The sequence below is a fragment of the Xenorhabdus budapestensis genome (genome assembly GCF_017743015.1).
GTDB lineage: Bacteria > Pseudomonadota > Gammaproteobacteria > Enterobacterales > Enterobacteriaceae > Xenorhabdus > Xenorhabdus budapestensis.
This window is the reverse complement of record NZ_CP072455.1, coordinates 77,422-96,281: the sequence shown is the minus strand read 5'-3', so window position 1 is coordinate 96,281 and position 18,860 is coordinate 77,422. Positions and strand designations below refer to the sequence as shown.

Below are 18,860 nucleotides of genomic sequence, written 5' to 3'. Positions count from 1 at the left end.
AACACACCTTTTCCCTTTATGAGAAATAATATGGAAAACCCCGTTGAAATAAAATAACTTTTTAAGAAATGATCAGATCTGCAATATATTTTAGGCTGGATAGAGTTCAGTAACAGGCCATAGTGTAACCGCTCAACAGATACAAAAACATAACTGAATGTTATGAAAAATGTTCTGAAAAATAGGAGTGCAGTTCTCTTTTAACTTAATTTCTATTTCAAAGGTAATCATGTATGGCAAATAATATAGAGTCACGGATTAGCTATAAAACACTCTTTAACGATAATCAGGATATTTATTGTTTTCCGGGGTTACCCGAAGCCAATGACGGCCCTTTAGCCTATCTGGTCGATTTGTACCAGCAGGTTCAAATGTTTGAAAAAAATGCAGACAAAAAGAGTACCCGGCTTCTCACCCAACGCCGGCCTGATATCGAAAAGTTATTGCTTGATAATACTAATATAAATCAAACCAGTAGCTTACTACCGCTTATCATTGAAGTCCTCGCTGAAAAAGTCAAAACTCATATAAATAACAATCAACCTTTGTCTCATTCACTGGCTGATATTCATTACCCTCTTTCGTTGCCGTTTCACTTTCCACTAAAGCAAACAACAACAGTTTTGGCCGAGAAAGAGATCCCATTACTGGATTTGATCCAACAGGCTGATAGCAAGTATCCCAATTTTATTGACGACAATCTGAGTACTGACTCGTTGCAAACAGCAATGATGATAAGCAGCTCTTTGGCACCAAAACTTCAGGCTTTGCTGTTGGAAAAATCACAAAGCAGCCAAAAAGATTTCTTTGATAAATATTACGGTATCAAAGGCGATATTGCCGAAGCAGTAGAGTCTCTGGAGCGTCTCACGGTATTTACTCAACAAACCGGGCTGAGCTCCCAAGAAGCAGAATTACTATTTGCTGTCAATGGGATATCAGAAGAGAGCACAACACACAGTATCGTTACCTATTCCAGTAATGTCGCTAAACCAGCCAATGCGGATAAACAATTTCCTTCCGGTGCCAACTATGCAGCGTCATATATCAATGCAGGTAAAGCACCCGCTCTCTATCTGGAAAAAACGAAAGATAAAGATACCGCACAAGATGTTATTCGGATTAAAGGCGTCAGTAATGATAACTTTGACCGTATCCAGCGTTTTCTGCATATCCAGAAGGCACTGAAACTCACATATGAACAACTGGATCTATTGTTAGCAACAGCAAGTAAGGCCGAAAAACAGACTGAGTTTTTTATCACGGAAGCAACACTGCGTACTTTGGGTGTATTTCTGCATTTTCAACAAGAATATAACGCCACCGCAGAACAATTTGCCGCCTTTATTGGTCATATAACCCCTTATACTCTTGAAAATAAGCGCTCTTTCTTTGATCGTCTGTTCAACGCGCCGGGCTTATCACAACAAGCTTCTGCTTCCTCTGTACTGGTTCTGGATAACCAGGAATTTGATCCTGCGGCTACCGAAGGGACAGACGCGTTGACAGTTAATCAATTGTGCAAAGGGCTGAATATTGATGACGCCACTTGCCAGATATTGATTTCTTTCGTCATGCAGGCACAAAAACTTAGCAAGCCCAAACGCTCACTGGATGTTGTTTCTGCTCTCTATCGTCTGGTTGCGTTGCCTCGCTTGCTACGTATGTCAGTTAAAGAAGGTTTGGGGCTGTTATTATTATTGAACCGTGATAATCCAAACTATCTGCAACAACTGGCAGGTATTCCGGTATTGGATAAAGATGCTAAGGTCATTGATATCCTGGATGTGCTTATTGCTGTCATGAATGCCACACAGTGGATTAAACGCCATAACTTATCCCCTCTCTCCCTTAACCTGTTACTGACACCTTATCAGTCTGTTAGCAATATTACCGCTGATATTGAAAATATTGATTGGCTCAAAAAAGTCAGATCGGTTATCCCCAGTGCAAGCGATGCTTTACTGACCGAAGACAAAATTGCCTCAGCCATGCAGGGCTTTCAGGCGAAAAACACATCGGTTATTTGGATGACAGCCCTTACCAAATTAGTAGATGCAAAACTCGGTATTGTTCTGGACAATGTTATTTCAACCGATGACGGTACAGAAAAGGCTCTGTTCAATGAAGTGAATAAAATCCTCAAAGATCTGGCTCAAGAGGAAGCATGGAAACAACAAGGTGATATCTGGACACAAAACCTAATAACGTTACTTATTAATGCGTTTATTGCCCAACAAGATCTCGTTGTTAATGCTATCAACCATGTCTTTGACATTGATAATACGCTTTCCCTACCACTATTACGGTGGACAAACAACAAGCAAGCCGATTTTCTGCGTAATACCATTGCCCTGATTCGCCTTTCAGGTGATCAACAGCAAAAAACTAAAGCTATTGCTGCATGGTACGATCTCAGCCGTTATTCCGCGATTTGCAACATATTCAAGCTGACAGAAAAAAGTATAGAGGCTCTGATTGACCATCCTGACTGGTTTAAGCTTCAAAAAGATGGCAAGCTTCGCCCCCTTGATTTAACTTTCCTCCATCGCCTGAGCCGCTATAGTGATTGGTTGAACTTATTACCTGAAAATAAAACTGAAGACGATGTCATTTACTATCTGCTTCAGGCCAACCAAATCGGACAAAACCCTCCTGTCACAAATGCCTGGACAGCAGAGCTGGCTGCGACCAATCTGGCTGAGTTGATTGGCTGGTCAGATAAAGAAATTCTGCGGATAACCCAATATTTTGACCATAAAGTGGCTCAAAATGTTGTTGGGGTCAGTAACGTGATTCGGCTTAAGACATTGGCAGAAAAAAGTGAAATTTCTGTCCAGCCATTATTAGATGTCGCCAAACTAACAACAACGTCTAACTATGATCATTGGCATCAGGTCAGTAGTGCTTTGTTTGCTGCTATTAATCCCGAAGACCAATCCAAACCAGAAGGTTTACTCAATGAACTCTGGCGTGATGCACTGGTAGACTATCTCTTGCGGCGCTGGGCACCTTCCGATGACTCTTTGTCGGATATCACCACCCTTGAAGATCTTTCAAACTATTTCCTGACTGATATACAGGTTGCCGCAGAAGTGGATACCAGCCGGGTAGCCTTCTGTATTGCCAGCTTGCAGCGCTATCTCTTCCGCCTCTTTTCTCATCTGGAACTGGGTTATGATGCTCTACCCATCACTGATGAAGGGGTTGAATACTGGAATCGTTACCTGAGCCAATATAGCCACTGGCAAGTTTGGCAGAAACAAAGAAACTTCCCGGAAAACTTTATCGATCCGACACGCAGGCTGCGTAAAACCCGTGCTTTTGCCGACTTGGAAAACGATTTAGGCCAGTCTCGTTTAAATAACGATATGCTCCAAACAGCGATTTTGCGTTATCTGACCGAATTTGAACGAATTAGCAATCTTCAACTCATCAGCGGCTATATCGACGGAACTGATCCTACAAGCGATCGCTATCATTTTATTGGCAAAAACAACTCCGAACCTGTGGAATATTACTGGCGAACTCTTGATATCAGCATGCGTGATAGCAACAACGTTATCAGTCCGCTGGCTTGGGGTGAGTGGGAGAAAATCACGCTATCATTATCAGGTACTTTACTGGCAATCCGGCCTATTGTTATTTCAGGCCGCCAATATGCCATCTGGGTTGAGCGTGAAGCCACTCCATTGATGGGAGCAGATCAAAAACCAACGGATTACCGTGCCATCAATGTGAAATTTACCTTCAAGCAAAGCAATGGGGAATGGAGTGCACCCAATGAGTTATTCCGTCTGGATGGTACTGATGCCAACGGTGAATATCCAACCAAAAACGGTGAACGGATCCCTGATAAAGAAAACCATTACTTGAAGGATGAAAAATACAAGCCAGCGCTGATCGCAATGGTGGATGTACAACGTGAAGAGGATCCCTGGATGGGCGTCCTATTGTACGACACCAAAGAAGAAAACAGCAGTCAGTGGGGAAAAAATAAAGATTATTATCTTGAGTTACGCGATTTATTATTAGTAGATAAAAAAACGCTTGATGACGAGAAAAAGCTTGTTGAAACGTGGTACAAACTCTTCAAAAATCCCGATACTCTACAACATCATTATGCTGGTACGGATAAGTTTGTAACCATCAAAGAAACTGATACAAAAACCGGCCATGAATTGGGAAGACTTAAGCCAATTAAATCCCCTATTTTGACCTTGGACGTTAAGCTGGACAAAACAAAAACCAAGCTTCTGCTAACGGGCAAAAATACGTTAATCAAACGTAATATCCAGAATCAAGCAACATCAGTTGACCCCAACAAGCTTCCCAGCAAAGATCTTCAGTGGATAATCAATACTGATGATATTCATATTGAGGTCAAAATACCAGCCAGCGATACAGGCCTCAAGACGTTTAATTTTGAATGGAAAGGGCAAGATGCACCAACAGATGTATTCACCATAAGCTATGATAAAACAAAACTTTTCCAGTTATTACCCAATGAGTGGAAAAAGAATAAAATCACTAAAAGCTGTGATCTTTCATGGGTTAATGGGGAAACATTCCAGCGGAGTACGCAATGGGATAAAGGAGATAATAAAAAGCTATCTATCTCAATCGGAGGAAACAATACGTCTATAGATAGTACACAATATACTACCCAAAGCAGGGGAGATTACGCTGACTCTCTCTTGATCCTTACTACATATCCAAAGGAAAAATCCCTCTACAGCAAAGAAGCAAAACTGAATGGTCAAGCTTCAACGGGAGAAATCGAGTTTCCTATTAATCCCAATATCAATAAGTACTTATTCAATTTGGCGACAATTTTGATACCGAACCTTCAGGATAAAAACTCAACTGTACTGTTTATTGAAAATATATACGAAGTTAATCTTGAAGAAAGTGATAAGATCCCATCCATTACACTGCAACGAAATAAACAGCAGGCACAATATCTCGATATCAAAACACTGGATTTCAACTCTACTGCCATTAGATTAAACACACTATTTGGCAAGCAACTAGTTTCACGGGCAACCCAATCCATAGAGCGCGTACTGGCGTGGGATACTCAATCCTTGCCAGAACCTGCATTGGATGACAAAACGTCACCGACCAAAGTCGATTTTAACGGTGCCAATGGACAATATTTCTGGGAATTGTTCTTCCATCTTCCCTATTTGGTCTCTGCCCGACTCGGTGAAGAGCAGCGCTTCTATGATTCCCGTCGTTGGTTTATCAACTATCTGTTTGACCCTTATGGGGGCATTCGGATGTGGAATTCTCGTCCGATCATTGAAAGTGGTAGTAACCTGCCACCATCGGTCAGAAATGCCGACGCGGATACTGTCGCCTACAGCCAACCTATTTATTATCAGAAGTCACTATTCCATTCTCTGATCAAACTTTGGATACAGGAAGGTGATAATCTTTACCGAAAACTAACCAGAGACAGCCTCAACGAAGCTGGTTTATGTTACCAACAAGCTCTGCAACTACTTGGTACATTACCTAAAGGTCTGGATGCAACCCGCTGGCATCCCGTTACTCTCGACAAGATTAAAACTACCTTTAAGCCCAATGTTCGGGCTGTTGATAGTTTATTTGTATCACCTTTCAATACCCAACTGATCGAACTCCAGAGAACGCTGGAAAATCGACTCTATAACCTGCGTCATGGGCTGACATTAGATGGAAAAGTCCTCCCTCTGCCACTTTATGCCAGTGCAGCAGATGCAGATAGTCTGATGCAGAGAAATGCTAGTTACGTCACCAATGCACTCAGTAATATGCAGCAGCAGGTTCCTCCGTATCGTTTTCCCATCATGTTAAAACGCGCCAGTGAAGCCGTGAAACAGCTCACTGAAATGGGACACCGATTACTTCAAGCCATTGAAAGCGAAGTCAATGCAGAGCAAGAAGTATTGGAACAATCACAAGTGATTAGATTGTCTGAATTTGCTATTGAACTGCAACAAGAAGCTGTTCAGATGGCCCAAATGGGGAAAGCGACACTGGAAGAAAGCAAAAATATGGCTCAGGAAAGATATGAGCATTATCACAATTTATATGAAGAAAACCTCTCTTCTTTAGAAATTTCCTCCATCAGTATGAAAACTGCATCAGAAGTTGCCAAACTGGCTGCGGCGCCCTTCTACGTTACCGGCGCTGCACTGGAGGTTGTGCCCAACATTTTTGGCATGGCGATGGGGGGAGCTAAATACTCAGCGCCAGTCACCACAGCGGCAATTATTGCACAACTTACGGCTGAAACCCTGGAGATCGCCGCCGAAAGGCTACAGGATGGCGCAGATTATCAACGCCGTCGCCAGGATTGGGAAATTGAGTACAAACAGGCACAAAGCGAAATCAATATTATTGAGATGCAATTGAAAGAGCAGGACTTGCTGATCAAAAGTGCCCAGATTGCCCTGCGGGAAGCTCAGACACAACAATCTGTTGCTCGTGAATTGTACGAGTTTATGACCACTGGCTTCCTGATCGTACCAACTTACCAATGGTTGATGGGACGTCTCGCTGCCTTGTATGCTCCGGCTTATGACGCGGTTCTTTCCATGTGTCTGACGGCAGAAAGTAGCTGGCGTTATGAGGTCGGGGACTATAAGCGTCAGAGCTTTATCAAAACTACAGCATGGAATGATTCTTATCGTGGTTTGCTGGCAGGGGAATCATTGCAGTTGGATCTGCTGCAAATGGAAAATGCGTGGTTACAACGCAATGAACGTCGTCTGAATATCAAGAAAACTGTCTCGCTGAATTCATTACTGACAAATAACGAATTGAAAAAACAGATCGATAAAAAACAATCCATCAGCTTTACGCTGGATTCCATGCTGTTTGATGAAAATTACCCCGGACATTATCTGCGCCAGATTAAACGGATCTCCGTGTCAATCTCGTTGGAGACACTGAATCTTGGCTCTGTGATGTCATCGGAGATTAGTGCTATTCTGACGCAAACCAGCAGCTCCACGTTAACTAGCCCAGATATAGACGGTGTAAATTGGCTCTATGATCCAAGCAGAAAATTAGGTAACAACAAAAATGTCGTTAATAATCTGCGTGCTCAACAGCAAATCGCCCTCTCTTCCTTAACTGAAGATGATGGCAGTGTAGCTAAAGAGAATTGGCTGTATACCCTGATGTTTGATGATGACCGTTACCTGCCGTTCGAAGGCACAGGAGCTATTTCCACTTGGACACTGGAGTTCCCAGATCAGAGCGTGATCGATGACATATTTTATTTCCCGGCCATTGTATCTGTGTGGCGGTTAAAAGATATCAACATCCATATTCACTATACCGCCGTGGATGGTGGCAAACCATTCGCCAAAGCCGTAAAAGATAAAATGGATGAATCGTAGTTGCTCAGTGGATATCTGGTAATAATTATTTGATAAAATTAATAATTAAAGGCTCCGTCAGTTATCTGACGGAGCCTTTTTATCTCTATTTACTACCTAACATTCTGGTATGTAAAACAATCAGAACAGTTCGTGGCTCTCGCCATTCTCTGTCACTGTCGTTCCCGCCTCTGGTACGGCATATTCCGTCGGCTGCGTACCTTCAATAAAATATTCCTTACGGGTATTTGCTCCACCATTGGAGAGCTTGCCTGTCGCCCGATCAATTGTGACAGACACAATACCTTCTGGCGGTTCCATCACTTTTTCCACAACGCCTTCCAATGTCATTTTCATGAAATCATCCCAAATTGGCTGCGCCGTTTTCGCTCCACCTTCCCCTTTCAGAGCGGGTGTGCGCCCCAGACTTTTACTGTGCTCATCGAAACCAATCCAGACCGTCGCAACCATATCTGGCCCATAACCTGAGAACCACGCATCTTTCGAGCTGTTGGTTGTCCCGGTTTTGCCACCAATATCACGGCGCTTCAAATCACGAGCAGCACGCCAGCCTGTTCCCATCCAGCCCGGTTCACCAAAGATATTGGTTTTCAGAGCGTCATGGATCAGAAACGCCAACGGTGTGCTGATAACATGCGGAGCATACTGCTGATCATCGGTATGCACATTAGGCACTACACTTTCCAGATCCGGCTGCGGTAAAGCAGGTTCGGCGGAAAGATTGGAATGGGCTACGTTTTCAATCGAATCTTCGGATAATTCAATGGAACGGGCGGTATCACCATAGATCACAGGAATATCGGTACACTGCGGACAAGCAATCTTCGGTTTCGTTTCAAACAGAATTTTTCCTTCATCATTCTCAATTTTGTTAATGAAATAAGGATCGACCAGATAACCGCCATTCGCCATCACTGCATAACCACGCACTAATTGCATTGGCGTGAAAGAAGGAGACCCCAATGCCAACGACTCTGTGCGGACAACATTTTCACCTGGCAAACCAAAGCGTTTCAGGTAATCAGCGGCATAATCAACGCCCATTGCACGCATGGCACGCACCATCACTACGTTCTTGGATTGCCCCAATCCCTGACGCAGACGAATCGGGCCATCATAGGTTGAGGGAGAATTTTTCGGACGCCAGTCAGTACCCGCGCCTGCATCCCAACGACTAATAGGTGCATCGTTAAGCAACGATGCCAGTGTCAGACCTTTATCCATCGCTGCGGTATACAGGAATGGTTTGATATTGGAGCCAACCTGACGCAACGATTGAGTTACACGGTTAAATTTACTCAATTCAAAATTAAATCCACCGACCAATGCTTCTATCGCACCATTCATCGGGTTGATGGAAACCAGCGCAGCATTAACTTCCGGCAATTGAGCCAGCCACCAGATATTATTGACTTTTCTGACCCAAATCTGTTCACCTGCCCGAATCACTTCATTAACACTTTGCGGTGCAGGCCCTTGCAAATTGTCAGTCTTGAATCGACGTGCCCAGCGAACGCCTGTCATAGTCAGTTCAACTTTACTGCCATCCGTCAAAATAACTTCAGCCTGAGTTGCGTTGGCTCTCGTCACGACGGCAGGCAATAAAGGGTCATATTTCTGCAAAGTTTTCAGTTTATCGATAATCTGAGACTGGCTCCATGCCGGTTGGCCAACTTTCCATAACACTTCCTGAGCACCGCGATAACCATGACGGACATCATAGTCAATCACATTGGTACGAACAGCATCAACAGCCGCTAGCTGAGGTTTGCGTGTAATCGTGGTATAGACCTTATAGCCATCCGTATAAGCATTTTCACCATAGCGGTTAATCATTTCCTGCCTTACCATTTCAGTCAGGTAAGGAGCAGAGAAAACAATCTGCGGAGTGTGGTAACGGGCAATTAATTTCTCACTTCTTGCCTGATAATATTGCTGCTGAGTGATGTATCCCTCCTCCAGCATACGCCCCAATACCACATTGCGGCGATTAAGCGCCCGCTCATGAGAATAGAGTGGATTAAAGGTAGAAGGCGCTTTCGGTAATCCGGCAATCATCGCCATTTCACCCAAAGTCAATTCATTAACGTTCTTGCCAAAATAGACATGTGCTGCGGCACCGACACCATAAGCACGATAACCAAGGTAGATTTTGTTGAGATATAGCTCAAGAATTTCATTCTTGGTTAACAGTTGCTCGACCTTAATCGCCAGAAACGCTTCTTTAGCCTTACGTATTAAAGTCTTTTCCGGACTGAGGAAAAAGTTTCTCGCAAGTTGCTGAGTAATGGTACTTGCCCCTTGAGAAGCATGACCAGAAGTCATCACAACTGAGACCGCACGAATAATACCTATTGGATCAACACCGTGGTGTTCATAAAAACGACTATCTTCCGTGGCAATAAAGGCTTTCACCATTAAAGGAGGTATTTCGGACAAGGTCAGCGGCAAACGACGTTTTTCACCATATTGGGCAATCAGTTCGCCATCAGCACTGAACACCTGCATTGGTGTCTGTAATCGGACATCCTTTAAAGTCGCGACATCTGGCAACTGTGGCTCGATATATTTGTACAAACCCAAAATCGAGGCGGTTCCCAATAAAATGCAAACAACGACAAGGATCAAAAAATACTTTATGAACTTCACCTGAAATTTCTCACGCCATGTTAATGAGGCAATTTATAAACGATTAGTACGTAGTATAAAGGCTATACAACACAATGAATATGTCCTTTCATTAATAACAATTTGTCACTAATCACTGATAAGGAGATCACGATATGTACCTATCAAGATGGTATATCGGATTGGATATCCATGAACATTACATTCGGGCAATCGCGGCTATTAAACGTCGCAATGGCTGGCAACTCCGTCATTGCTGGCAATACTCTTTATTTAACGAGATACCGTTATTTAATGAAATACCATTATTACAAGACACATCACACGGCACTGTCTCAGGAGGGTGGTTACAGCACCCTGAAAAATTACAGTACATTTTAATGCAATGGCGTCAAATATTACCTAACAAGATTAAATTAAGGCTGGCACTGCCTGTTCAGCAAACCTTACAGAAACAGATCGCTTTGCCTCACCACATCTCATTACAGGAGCCGGAACTCGGATGGTTTATTCACGCCAATGCTGAAAAGCAATTTCCTGTCACTGATCTTGCCCTGGATTATCGAGTTCATGGTCAGCAAATCTGCATCAGTGCAACCCGACAAAAAGATCTCAACTTCTGGATTGAACTACTCGCAGACATCGGTTTATTCCCTGATGCCATCGATATTGCGCCCTGTGCATTACGTTATACAGCAGGATCTGCCGGCATTCCCAATGACAGTTGGTTGATCCATAAACGGATAACTGACTGGCTGTGGGTCGCTCCAGCTAATCTCCCTTTTAATTATGGATTGATCTCAACCCAGTCTCATCCATTTCTGGCACAAGTTATTAACCAGTTACCCATTACAACAGAAAGTAAAAACCACACCATTTATTACAGTGACGAACAATCTACTGATATCAATAAAGAAAAACAGCAAACCGTACCCAAAGAACCCGTTCATATCTGGCATATGCTGGCAGCATTTCGCCATTATCAGCCTCCGTTACCGACACAAACAGATGCTTTCATTATCGCCGCCGGGCTGGCTCTCAGACCGGATGATCAATGACTTGGATGACCAATGATGTATCAGGTTAATTTCTTACCCTGGCGTCAGGCAAAGCTTAAACGCCAATACCGGAAATGGGGATTGTTTCTTGTCCTGCAATTGATTCTATGGGGGGCTTTTTTCGTATTTACCTCAATACAACAACAGCAGAAAATCGAACAATATCACGATCAATTTGCCCAAAATAGCCAGCAACTTGAGCAATTAAAACAAATTATCAGTGAAACAGAACAAGCGGCTCATCATCACCATCAGTTGACCCAACAGTTAAGGAAAAAACAGATATTCATGGAACAGAATCAACGATATTTACAGCTATTTCGCCAACTTCCTCATTTATTACCGGAGAAAAGCTGGCTTACTGCTTTCAGCGATGACACCGGGCAATTAGTTTTTGCAGCCAACAGCCAAAGTTATGAAGATGTCTCCAACTTACTGGATAACCTGACGGGTAATACTTCACTTATCAATGTCCAGTTGAAAAAAATGACCACCACATCTGAGGATTACCTCAAGGTATTCACCATTGATGCAGACTGGTTAATAGGAGACAGAAATGAGAAATAATTATCTTGTGTGGTTATTTCGCCCCATATGGCAGTTATTTTTATTGCAGCAATTGGTGATCGTTCCTCTTATATTGGGCTGCTATTTTTTTGTCTGGCAACAGAGTGAAGATGTCATTCATTCCCTTCAGGTTAAACTGACAGAACAAAAAAATGGTCTTGCCTTATCTCAAAACCAATTTTCCGCATTACCTAATCTGACTGAGCTCCACCAACAGATCCAGAAAATAACAGCCAAGCTCAGCCAGAACGGTCATATCTCATCGCCGCTAAAAACTACCGTCCTTAAACGGCTCCACCAGCCTTTGGTCAATTCCGGGAGTCAACTCATGGAATGGAAGAGCATCAAGGAAGGCGATCAGGTTTTATGGCATATCATACTGTCACTGACCTATGAGCAATTACTCCGTTTCATCAATGAGATTCAGCAATTACAACCTATCTTGCTGATAAAACATCTCACAATCACACCTGCCGATAATAATCTGACTGTCCGTATGGTGCTGAAAGATATCGGCTATGAGGAAAAATGATGAATCGTCGTGCTTTCGCTTTACTGGCCTTCCTGCTCCTGACTTTTTCCTGTTCCGCCGAAGAAATAGAACCGGAAGAAACAACTTATTCAATGACAGTGAGAGACCCTTTTCAGCCGCCAAAAAATAACGTAGATGAAGAAGTTCAGTCCTTCCCGACAGCTCAAGAAGAACAAGAAATAGAATATCAGGTTATTCCTCTGCAATACGCCGATGCCGGACAAATAACAGAGCAATTACAAAAAAACACGCCTGCTTTACTGACAAAACGGGGAAAAGTCGAACATGATAACTTAACGAATAGTTTGATATTAGAAGATAAGTTTGATGCTATCACTCGTATCAAAAACTGGCTGAAAGAAGTGGATACACCACAACAGCAAGTGCAAATCACAGCTCATATTGTTACGAGCAGCAGAGAAGCACTGCATGAGCTGGGTATTCATTGGGGTATCACCGCCGATCCACAAAATCGCTCACTCGGCCTCAACCGCTTGAATCTGCATCAACCCGCAGGAAATCAAAGCCATCGATTGGTACTGAACACTGCCCGCATCCATGCAAACCTGTTAGAAATGGAACTCAGTGCTCTGGAGCAAGAAAATCAACTGGATATCATCGCCAGTCCACGTCTGACCGCTTCACATCAACAACCTGCCAGTATCAAACAGGGTTCTGATATCCCTTATCTCGTTCAGAACAAAAACAAAACAACGATTCAATTTAAGGAGGCAGTATTAGGCATGGAAGTAATTCCACACATTTTAAGACAAGGAAAAATCCGGTTAATGCTGAAAATCAGCCAGAATGCGCCCGGCCTTCCTATTAATCAGGGAGGGAATGAAAATCTGGCTATCGATAAACAGGAAATTATGACACAAGTCACCGTCAGAAGTGGTGAAACCCTCATTCTGGGTGGAATTTTTCAACAGAAAAAAGGAGCCAGCACACAAAAGGTTCCTTACTTATCAGACATTCCTCTACTAGGATCATTATTTAGCCAACAAGGAGAACGACATAGTCGAAGAGAGCTCGTAATTTTTATCACACCTCAACTGGACGATATTTAATCAAATGAAAATATACGCATAGTTATCAGTCGGTTGATAAAGATCTCTGTACTTTTTTTGCCATATTGCTGGTTATTTTTCTTGGTCTGACCTGTTTATGGATTTGACGCTGAGAGTAATTTAGCATACAAGGTTTACCTAATTGAGTGAGCAGATTTCTCATCACCAGTAAGAGCCTACCGGAATATGCATAGGTAGGGTCATAATCAGCCGGAAAAAGCATGAACCTAATTTCACGGGTTCGTGCAGATTTATATAGTTGCAATATAGGCTGATGTGTTGAGATAATTTTTCTATCTGATCTCACATTCTCACTCATGAGGTTTCAGTTTAGGTCCCGCGGCTAATCTGATTGGCGGGGCGGGTTATCATTAACAAATATCTTAGTAATACCAAAAACATGGCAGAGAAACGCAATATCTTTCTGGTTGGGCCTATGGGTGCCGGCAAAAGCACTATTGGTCGTCAGTTAGCTCAGCAACTCAATATGGAGTTTTACGACTCTGATCAAGAAATTGAGCGACGTACCGGAGCTGACGTGGGCTGGGTATTCGATGTGGAAGGCGAAGAAGGCTTCCGTGAACGCGAAGAAAAAATAATTAACGAACTGACTGAGAAACAAGGCATTGTATTGGCAACTGGGGGGGGTTCAGTTAAATCAAAAGAAACCCGCAATCGTCTGTCTGCCCGTGGTGTGGTCGTCTATTTAGAAACAACCATCGAAAAACAGTTAGCTCGTACCCAGCGCGACAAAAAACGCCCTTTACTTCAAGTTGATGCACCAGCCCGTGAAGTTTTAGAAAATCTGGCTGATGAGCGCAATCCTCTTTATGAGGAAATTGCTGACCTGACTATACGTACAGATGAGCAAAGTGCCAAAGTTGTAGCTAACCAAATTATTGAGCTATTGGAAAAAAATTGATCTTTGCGGACTCGCTCCGCAACGCACGATAAGGCGAAAGCTGATATGGAACAAGTGATTGTTACGTTAGGTGAAAGAAGCTATCCGATTACCATCGCCCAAGGGCTGTTTTCCAGCAGTGAAGCATTCAAGCCCCTGCAATCTGGTCAGCAGGTCATGATAGTGACCAATGAAACACTGGCACCCCTGTATCTTGAACAGGTAAAATCCACATTGCAGAGTATGGGTCTTCGGGTAAATGAAGTTATCTTGCCTGACGGTGAACAATACAAATCACTTTTTGTGCTCAATGATATATTTTCTGCCTTACTGGAAAATAATCATGGTCGTGACACAACGCTTATCGCTCTCGGTGGTGGTGTCATCGGTGATATGACGGGGTTTGCTGCCGCCAGCTATCAACGCGGTGTTCGTTTCATTCAGATACCCACCACTCTACTCGCTCAGGTTGACTCTTCCGTTGGTGGAAAAACAGGGGTCAACCATCTCCTTGGCAAAAACATGATTGGGGCGTTTTACCAGCCAGCCTCCGTTGTCATTGATCTCAATTGTTTAAATACCCTGCCAGCCCAAGAGCTGTATGCAGGTTTAGCGGAAGTGATCAAATATGGCGTGATCCTGGATGGTGAGTTTTTTAGCTGGCTTGAAGACAATATTGAAAAATTACTGGCTCTTGATCATCAGGCAATGGCTTACTGTATCCGTCGTTGCTGTGAATTGAAGGCATTTGTCGTCGCAACAGATGAATATGAACGCAATGGAATGCGGGCTTTATTAAATCTCGGCCATACTTTCGGACATGCCATTGAAGCGAACATGGGTTATGGCATCTGGCTGCATGGTCAAGCTGTCGCGGCGGGTATAGTGATGGCTGCACGGGCTTCTGAACTTGTTGGAACATTTTCCAGTCAAGATACACAACGCATTATCAACTTGCTGAAAAGGGCAAAACTACCCGTTCACGGCCCGGCAGTAATGTCCCCTGAAGATTATTTACCTCACATGATGCGTGATAAAAAAGTGTCTGCGGGTAAACTTCATCTGATTTTGCCCAAGGCGATCGGGAAAGCAGAACTTCGTTCTGATATCAGTACAGACGTCATATTAGATGCCATCCGACGTTGCAGAGAATGATCCATCATTCTCCGGTTGTTTGTTATAAAATAGCTACATTGACAGATTTGCCTGATAGCTTTCAAGTTGCCGCCAACAAAGAGGCAACTTGAAAGATAGAGGGTATAATACATTATCAGTTTTATTATCGGTTTTAGTTAGGTCAGGCTGCCAAACCTATAGAATAGTAATTGGCAGTATTATCTCGATTGGGAGGGCATATGGACGAATTAAAATCAGAAAATAAGCAAGAAACAAAAAATGAATTTAAACCTGATGCTTCTGATCGCCGCCCTCAGCGATCGCGAACTCAAAACCAGCGCCCAAAGCTGGCAGTATCACGCCAACAAATGATGATTGGGGTCGGTATACTGGTACTTTTACTGCTGATTATCACTATCAGTTCTGCTCTGAAATCCCCAACTGAGCATGAAAAACAGCAATCACAGAATTCAGTCGAGAAAAGTATCGATCTGTCGGGCTCTCCATCATCTTCTACTAACACGCAAACGACTAATGCGCAAAATAGTATGCAGGAAAATCCATCTGAACCTGCCACATCGGCACCATCAACGAATCATCCGCGCGAAATCGGTATGCCACCAATCAACAGTACGCCTAGTCAGGATCTCGCTCCTGCAACAACCGGAATCGGTGGCTACAACCAGCGCATAGAGTTACCTGGCGATATTTCTGATACTTTGAATCAACAACAGAGCAACATTAACAATACCGTACAAAAAAATCAGTCATCATCACAACCGGTTCCATCACAAAATAACCCGGTAAAACAAACGGTAACACCGCCGGTAGAACAGAAAAAAACTGAAAAGGTTGCACCTCCCAAAATAGGAAAAACAGACAAGCAGCACAAGGAAACAGCTAAACCTGCCATCATCGATCATCAGGGGAATAAGCAGAGTGTTGCAAATGCAGCAGGTGACTTACTGAAAGTACCTGCAAATCGATTTACACTTCAATTAAGTAGCGCTAGTCGATCTGATACCTTGATCGCTTTTGCGAAAAAGAATAACCTTGCTAACTACAAGGTTTATGAAACCAAACGTAATGATAAGACATGGTTTATTTTGATCTACGGTAGTTACAACTCCGCTTCTGAGGCCAAAAAGGCAATTTCTTCACTCCCTACAGGCATTCAGACACAAAAACCTTGGGTAAGAAAACTACAACAGGTTCATCAAGATCTGAAAAAATAAAACTATTTTTATTAGGCGCTGATATGCTGTCCTAAACAGAGTACAATCTGCGGCTCTGAAATTATTGAATACTTTATTTGACGGCATGAAAAAAAAACGCGCTTTCTTAAAATGGGCCGGTGGAAAATACCCCTTGGTGGATGACATTAAACGTTATCTGCCAGAGGGCGAGCGCTTAATTGAGCCATTTGTTGGCGCAGGCTCGGTATTCCTGAATACCGATTATGATTCTTACATCTTATCAGATATAAATAGTGATCTAATCAACCTGTACAACACAGTAAAATCCAGTGCGGATGAATTTATTGATCATGTCCGTCCCTTATTTTTACCAGAGTTCAACACGTCTGAGATCTTCTATCACCTGAGAGAAGAGTTCAACAAAAGCAAAGATCCATTCTATCGCAGTGTGTTGTTTCTGTATCTTAATCGCCACTGTTATAACGGCCTTTGCCGCTATAATTCACGGGGCGAGTTTAACGTTCCTTTCGGGCGCTATAAAAAACCTTATTTTCCAGAAAATGAGTTGTACTGGTTTGCCGAAAAATCCCAGAAGGCCTCCTTTATCTGCCAACATTACGGAATTGCACTAACTAAAACGTTAAAAGGCTCAGTCGTTTACTGCGATCCGCCGTATGCCCCTCTTTCAGCAACGGCAAATTTTACAGCCTACCATACAAATAGTTTTAACCTCCTGGATCAGGAAAATCTGGCGCAGCTCGCCTATAACCTCTCGTCGCAACAGGGTATTCCAGTGCTTATATCCAATCACGACACGCCGGTGACACGGGAATGGTATCATCAAGCTTCCCTTTACATTGTTAAAGCCCGCCGGACAATAAGTAGAAATATTCTTGCCCGCAGTAAAGTTGATGAACTTTTGGCGTTATACTGCCAGAAGTGATTGAGGTTTCCTGCCCCTGAAATAACGGGGATAAACAATGAATTGGAGAAGAGAATAATGAAGAAAGATTTTCTGATTGCCCCATCCATTCTATCCGCAGATTTTGCCCGTCTGGGTGAAGATACCGCAAAGGTATTGGCAGCAGGTGCTGATGTTGTGCATTTTGACGTTATGGATAACCATTACGTCCCGAACCTAACAATTGGCCCGATGGTCTGTCAGGCTCTGCGCAATTATGGTATTACCGCTCCGATTGATGTTCACCTGATGGTAAAACCTGTTGATCGCATTATCCCCGATTTTGCCAAAGCAGGTGCAACCTATATCACTTTCCATCCCGAAGCGAGCGAGCATCTTCACCGAACGTTGCAACTGATTAAAGATCATGGTTGTAAAGCGGGTTTGGTTTTCAATCCGGCAACATCTCTCAGCTATCTTGATTATGTTATGGATAAACTGGACGTCATTTTGTTGATGTCAGTTAATCCTGGTTTCGGCGGTCAATCTTTCATTCCAGAAACCCTGAACAAACTGCGTCAGGTACGCAAACTTATTGATGAAAGCGGATACGATATTCGCCTTGAAATTGATGGTGGTATCAAAGCCAATAATATTGCCGCAGCAGCTCAGGCCGGGGCGGATATGTTCGTCGCAGGCTCCGCTATTTTCAGTCAACCTGACTATAAAGTAGTCATTGATGAGATGCGCCGTGAATTATCAACAGTAGCATAATGGCAGACAACATGATGGAAAAAAATGTAGTTAAAAACATTCGGGCCATTGCATTTGATCTGGATGGAACGTTGGTCGATAGTGCCGGTGGCCTGGCTGATGCTTTAGATCAGGCTCTGATTGCCAAAGGACTGCCCACAGCAGGAAAAGAACGCGTTGCGGTTTGGGTGGGTAATGGCGCAGATATCATGGTTGAACGCGCATTGAAATGGGCGACGGTGGAACTTACCCCAGAGTTGCACCGAGAAACCCGCGAACTGTTTGATAAATTCTATAAAACCACCGTCACAACAGGCAGCAAACTCTTTCCTCATGTCAAAGAAACTTTGGCAGAGCTGGCAAAACATAACCTGCCGATGGCGATTATCACTAACAAGCCAACACCTTTTATTGCGCCATTGCTGGAATCATTAGGTATCAGTGAATACTTTTCACTGGTGCTGGGTAGTGACGATGTTAAACAGAAAAAACCGCATCCGGCACCACTGTATCTGACAATGGGCATATTTGGTTTACATAAGGAAGAATTGCTTTTCGTTGGTGATTCACGTAATGATATTTTGGCTGCACAGGCAGCAGGTTGTCCTTGTGTTGGCTTAACCTATGGATATAACTATGGAGAATCTATAGCATTAAGTCGCCCAGATTATATATTGGACAATTTCTCGAATTTAATCCCAACAATTGGACTATCAACTTTGAACTTACAGGAAGCGTAATAAA

The 18,860-nt window shown here is 43.2% G+C and carries 12 protein-coding genes; 11 read left to right on the top strand and 1 reads right to left on the bottom strand.

Features of this window, described 5'->3' with window-relative positions; genetic code table 11:
• Positions 1 to 233 precede the first annotated feature (233 nt).
• The gene (locus HGO23_RS00380) at positions 234 to 7,394 is read left to right on the top strand and encodes a Tc toxin subunit A-related protein (protein WP_209027584.1); all 7,161 of its coding nucleotides are present in this window, start codon (positions 234 to 236) and stop codon (positions 7,392 to 7,394) included.
• Positions 7,395 to 7,514: 120 nt separating this feature from the next.
• On the opposite strand, the gene mrcA is transcribed toward HGO23_RS00380, so the two are convergent.
• Entirely contained in the window at positions 7,515 to 10,043 is a 2,529-nt protein-coding gene (mrcA, locus tag HGO23_RS00375) for a peptidoglycan glycosyltransferase/peptidoglycan DD-transpeptidase MrcA (RefSeq protein ID WP_099135470.1), read from the bottom strand.
• A 134-nt stretch (positions 10,044 to 10,177) separates the two neighbouring features.
• Here mrcA and HGO23_RS00370 point away from each other — a divergent pair, with 134 nt between their 5' ends.
• The 10 genes from HGO23_RS00370 (at position 10,178) to HGO23_RS00325 (ending at position 18,856) form a co-directional block, all read left to right on the top strand.
• Positions 10,178 to 11,080 carry a type IV pilus biogenesis protein PilM gene (locus HGO23_RS00370; RefSeq protein WP_099135471.1) on the top strand — a complete coding sequence of 301 codons (903 nt, stop codon included), beginning with the start codon at positions 10,178 to 10,180 and terminating at the stop codon, positions 11,078 to 11,080.
• A gap of 12 nt (positions 11,081 to 11,092) precedes the next feature.
• Positions 11,093 to 11,647 (top strand): PilN domain-containing protein, encoded by a 555-nt coding sequence (locus tag HGO23_RS00365; RefSeq protein ID WP_209027583.1) that lies wholly within the window; start codon positions 11,093 to 11,095, stop codon positions 11,645 to 11,647.
• The gene (locus tag HGO23_RS00360) at positions 11,637 to 12,179 is read left to right on the top strand and encodes a hypothetical protein (RefSeq protein ID WP_209027582.1); all 543 of its coding nucleotides are present in this window, start codon (positions 11,637 to 11,639) and stop codon (positions 12,177 to 12,179) included. The genes HGO23_RS00365 and HGO23_RS00360 overlap by 11 nt, the downstream gene beginning before the upstream one ends.
• Positions 12,176 to 13,249, top strand: coding sequence for a secretin N-terminal domain-containing protein (locus tag HGO23_RS00355; RefSeq protein ID WP_244967855.1), 1,074 nt, complete (start codon positions 12,176 to 12,178; stop codon positions 13,247 to 13,249). The genes HGO23_RS00360 and HGO23_RS00355 overlap by 4 nt, the downstream gene beginning before the upstream one ends.
• A gap of 400 nt (positions 13,250 to 13,649) precedes the next feature.
• A complete protein-coding gene (gene aroK, locus HGO23_RS00350; protein ID WP_038260059.1) occupies positions 13,650 to 14,171 on the top strand; it encodes a shikimate kinase AroK in 522 nt (173 codons plus the stop codon).
• Positions 14,172 to 14,216: 45 nt separating this feature from the next.
• The gene (gene aroB / locus HGO23_RS00345; RefSeq protein ID WP_209027581.1) at positions 14,217 to 15,305 is read left to right on the top strand and encodes a 3-dehydroquinate synthase; all 1,089 of its coding nucleotides are present in this window, start codon (positions 14,217 to 14,219) and stop codon (positions 15,303 to 15,305) included.
• Positions 15,306 to 15,505: 200 nt separating this feature from the next.
• Positions 15,506 to 16,501, top strand: coding sequence for an SPOR domain-containing protein (locus HGO23_RS00340; RefSeq protein WP_209027580.1), 996 nt, complete (start codon positions 15,506 to 15,508; stop codon positions 16,499 to 16,501).
• Positions 16,502 to 16,586: 85 nt separating this feature from the next.
• Positions 16,587 to 17,405, top strand: coding sequence for an adenine-specific DNA-methyltransferase (dam, locus tag HGO23_RS00335; protein ID WP_099135478.1), 819 nt, complete (start codon positions 16,587 to 16,589; stop codon positions 17,403 to 17,405).
• Positions 17,406 to 17,462: 57 nt separating this feature from the next.
• Positions 17,463 to 18,137 (top strand): ribulose-phosphate 3-epimerase, encoded by a 675-nt coding sequence (gene rpe / locus HGO23_RS00330; protein WP_209027579.1) that lies wholly within the window; start codon positions 17,463 to 17,465, stop codon positions 18,135 to 18,137.
• A gap of 14 nt (positions 18,138 to 18,151) precedes the next feature.
• Positions 18,152 to 18,856 carry a phosphoglycolate phosphatase gene (locus HGO23_RS00325; protein WP_209028661.1) on the top strand — a complete coding sequence of 235 codons (705 nt, stop codon included), beginning with the start codon at positions 18,152 to 18,154 and terminating at the stop codon, positions 18,854 to 18,856.
• The last annotated feature ends 4 nt before the right edge of the window (positions 18,857 to 18,860 follow it).